The sequence below is a fragment of the Neoroseomonas eburnea genome (assembly GCF_018129005.1).
GTDB lineage: Bacteria > Pseudomonadota > Alphaproteobacteria > Acetobacterales > Acetobacteraceae > Neoroseomonas > Neoroseomonas eburnea.
The window spans coordinates 1-2,221 of record NZ_JAAEDL010000074.1; the positions used below are offsets into that span (position 1 = coordinate 1).

Sequence of the window (2,221 nt, forward strand, 5' to 3'; positions counted from 1 at the left end):
CATCGAGATCCTATGAGGGCGGACCGGCGACCTGCTCAGGTGCGGCGGGTGTCATTGACCGTGAAGGAAAGGAGCGGGAAGTCGATGTCGCTGAACCATGCACGCAGGACCGGAGACGGTGAGCTCGGCGCGATCGTCGTCTCGGTCGAACTCAGCCGAAAGACATGGCTGATCACGTCGCTGTCGCCCGGTGCCGGCGAGAAGCTGTCGCGGCACGCGGTGCCCGGCGGCGACATCGCAGCGCTCCTCGAGCGTCTCGGCCGGCTACGGCAGAAGGCGCATGCGCGGACCGGTCAGGATTTCCCGACCGTCGTCATCCAGGAGGCCGGGCTCGACGGCTTCTGGGTGCACCGGGTCCTGCAGGCGGAAGGACACGAAAGCCACGTCGTTGACGCCGCCTCGATCGCCACGTCGCGCCGTCGCCGCCGGATCAAGACGGACCGGCTGGATGGCGAGAGCCTGATCCGCGCGCTGCTGGCGTTCAAGCGCGGCGAGCCGAGGGTCTGCTCGATGCTCCGCGTGCCGTCTCCCGGCGAGGAGGACCGCCGCCGCATCGCGCGCGAGCGCAAGGTGCTCATGCAGGAGCGCATCCAGCACAGCAACCGGATCAAGGGCCTGCTCTTCTCGCAGGGCATCACCGGCTACGATCCCCTGAAGCGCGATCGCCGCGAGCGTCTCGAGACGCTGCAAACCGGCGATGGCCGGGAAACGCCCCACCATCTGAAACGCCAGGTCGAGCGCGAGCTCGATCGCCTGGAGCTGTTGCTCGACCAGATCAAGGCCGTCGAGGGCGAGCGCGACACCATGCTCGCCGAGGAACGGCAGTCGTCGCGCGAGGTCGCCGTGCTGTCGAACGTCGTCGGCGTTGGCCCGGAATTCGCCGCCGTCCTCTGGAGCGAGGGCCTCTACCGCCACTTCGACAACCGTCGCCAGGTCGCAGCCTATGCGGGCCTCGCGCCGACACCCTGGCAGAGCGGATCCATTGACCGGGAGCAGGGCATCGGGAAGTCGGGCAATCCCCGGCTGCGCGCCACGCTGCTGGAGATGTCCTGGCTCTGGTTGCGCCATCAGCCCGCATCCGCGCTCAGTCGCTGGTTCAACACGCGCGTCGCCCAGAACGGCGGCCGCTTCAAGAAGGTCATGATCACGGCACTGGCGCGCAAGCTGGTCGTGGCGCTCTGGAAGTACGTCACCGCCGGCGTCGTGATCGAGGGCGCGGTGATGCGCGCATGACAGCCTGACTTGCCGTTCGGCCTGGGCCTGATCAGCCCGCCGGAACCAGGTGGACGACCGCATCGCGGCATGGCCGACACGCCGTCATCGAGAATGGTCTCGTCCTCCTGAGCCCTTGCCGCCGCAGGCGGGATGTTGGTGCAGCCGCACGCGCGGCGACCGGATGTGAGGTTGATACGTGCATGGGCGCGGATCAGCAGATGGGCTCAGACCTTGGGTTCAGGACGGGATGCAGGCCGGCGCCGGCCGCGGCCACGGGTTCGGGCTGCACTGGATGCCATGGTCTCCTCGGCAGACATGCCGGGCCGCCGCCGTGCGGCCTCTCTGTCGGCTGGTCTGGCGTCGTCCGGCCTCTGGCCAGCAACGGCTTCGCCGACCTTCTTCCCCTGCGCCACCACCCCACGCGGCAAGCCGCGTGGGGGCCCCGGTGTGCCGCGCATTCCTCGCGAGGCAAGAAGCTCGGCTGCCGCCGTCCTCCGCTGCGCTGCGGCCCTGCGGGTGCAAGCCGGCCGGGCCGACGCCGTTCGACCGCCGTCGAGGCCGCATCGGGCGGCTTCGCACAGCAGTCAGGAGATACGACGATGGCTCAGATCGGCACCTTCACCCGCGGCGAGGACGGCAGCTTCAACGGCTCGATCCGCACGCTGAACATCAACGTCAAGGCGACCATCCGTCCCGTCGCCAAGGACGGTGAGCGCAGCCCCGACTACCGGGTCACCGCCGGCGGCGTCGAACTCGGCGCCGGCTGGAGCAAGGCGGCGAAGGACACAGGGGCCGAATACGTGTCGGTCAAGCTCGACGACCCGTCCTTCAACGCCCCGGTCTACGCGACCCTGGTCCAGGGCGAGAACGGCGAGCACCGCCTGATCTGGTCGCGCTGACCGCGGCCACGGACGCCCCGCCAGCGGCGGGGCGTCCGATCTGCACGCCACAACCCTCCGCAGATCATCAGCACCTTGACCTGAACCCCTCATGTGAGGCCGCGATG

2 protein-coding genes are annotated in these 2,221 nt (G+C 69.2%); both read left to right on the plus strand.

Annotated elements, in window-relative coordinates:
• Positions 1-84 precede the first annotated feature (84 nt).
• On the plus strand, positions 85-1,233 hold the full coding sequence (locus GXW74_RS27670; RefSeq protein ID WP_211850143.1) for an IS110 family RNA-guided transposase: 1,149 nt from the start codon (positions 85-87) through the stop codon (positions 1,231-1,233).
• Between the two features lie 581 nt (positions 1,234-1,814).
• Entirely contained in the window at positions 1,815-2,114 is a 300-nt protein-coding gene (locus GXW74_RS27675) for a DUF736 domain-containing protein (RefSeq protein ID WP_211850145.1), read from the plus strand.
• Positions 2,115-2,221 lie beyond the last annotated feature (107 nt).

Bases quoted from the DNA above. Each gene is read 5' to 3' on its own strand.
- GXW74_RS27675 (WP_211850145.1), top strand. From the start codon at position 1,815: ATGGCTCAGATCGGCACCTTCACCCGCGGCGAGGACGGCAGCTTCAAC.
- GXW74_RS27670 (WP_211850143.1), top strand. From the start codon at position 85: ATGTCGCTGAACCATGCACGCAGGACCGGAGACGGTGAGCTCGGCGCG.